The organism is uncultured Amaricoccus sp. (genome assembly GCF_937858865.1).
In the GTDB taxonomy this organism is placed as follows: domain Bacteria; phylum Pseudomonadota; class Alphaproteobacteria; order Rhodobacterales; family Rhodobacteraceae; genus Amaricoccus.
Window position 1 is genome coordinate 1 of record NZ_CALLYO010000610.1, and the last position, 1167, is coordinate 1167.

Genomic DNA, 1167 nt, shown 5'->3' on the forward strand with positions numbered 1-1167 from the left:
CTCTGCGGGCGGTTCGAGGGGGTGGACGAGCGGGTGCTCGAGGCGCGCGCCGTCGAGGAGGTCAGCCTCGGGGATTTCGTCCTCACCGGCGGGGAGATCGCGGCAATGGCCTTGATCGACGCGACGGTTCGCCTTATAGGCGGCGTTCTCGGGAATGCCGACTCGACGGTGGAGGAATCCTTCGCCGGCGGGCTGTTGGAGTTTCCGCACTATACGCGCCCGACCGAATGGGAAGGTCTGAGGATACCCGAGGTTCTCCTCTCGGGCCATCACGGACGGATCGCCGAGTGGCGACGCTCCCAGGCGGAGAGGCTGACGAAGGAACGTCGTCCCGACCTCTGGCGGGCCTACCTGGCGAAGGCCGGGAAGAGGGACCCGGCAGGAGAGGCAGAGCTCTCGGACGCGCACACCACCGCCGCCACAGGCGGGCTTGAGAAGGATGACGGCGATGAACCTGATCGCTGAGATCGAGGCCGAGCAGATCAAGGCGCTCGGGAAGGAGATCCCCGACTTCGCCCCCGGCGACACGGTCCGGGTCGGCTACAAGGTCACCGAGGGCTCGCGCAGCCGGGTGCAGGCCTACGAGGGCGTGGTGATCGGCCGCAACGGCGGCGCGGGGATCGGCGCCAGCTTCACCGTGCGCAAGATCAGCTTCGGCGAGGGCGTCGAGCGCGTTTTCCCGCTGCATTCGCCGAACATCGATTCGATCACCGTCGTCCGCCGCGGCAAGGTCCGCCGGGCGAAGCTCTACTATCTCCGCGAGCGCCGGGGCAAATCCGCCCGCATCGCCGAGAAGACCAACTACCGCGAAAAGACCGAGAGCTGAGGAGCAGGCCCGTGAAGGACGGTATCCATCCCGACTATCATTTCATCGAGGTCCGGCTGACCGACGGCACGACCTACCGCACCCGCTCGACCTACGGCGCGGAGGGCGCCACGCTGGCGCTCGAGATCGACCCGAGCGCCCATCCGGCCTGGACCGGCGGCGCGCACAAGCTGATGGACACCGGCGGCCGGGTGTCGAAGTTCAAGAAGAAGTACGAGGGCCTCGGCTTCTGAGACCCTCCCGGCCGCGCGTCGGCCAGGGCATTCATGAGGGGAGTCGCACGCGTGCGACTCCCCTCAAGCATTTGAAATCCCTCGCTCCTGCCGGGCGCGTTTACCCGG

General features: G+C 67.7%; 2 protein-coding genes and 1 pseudogene. All 3 read left to right on the forward strand.

Annotated elements, in window-relative coordinates; translation table 11 throughout:
• Nucleotides 1-465: pseudogene (locus Q0112_RS18195) on the forward strand (hypothetical protein); the annotation flags it as partial.
• Nucleotides 449-826: a 50S ribosomal protein L19 gene (rplS, locus tag Q0112_RS18200; protein ID WP_297977464.1), complete on the forward strand. Its 378-nt coding sequence runs from the start codon at nucleotides 449-451 to the stop codon at nucleotides 824-826. The pseudogene Q0112_RS18195 and the gene rplS, both read left to right, overlap by 17 nt.
• Nucleotides 827-837: 11 nt before the next feature.
• Nucleotides 838-1059, forward strand: a complete 222-nt coding sequence (gene rpmE / locus Q0112_RS18205; RefSeq protein ID WP_297977466.1) for a 50S ribosomal protein L31 — start codon at nucleotides 838-840, stop codon at nucleotides 1057-1059.
• Nucleotides 1060-1167: the final 108 nt, after the last annotated feature.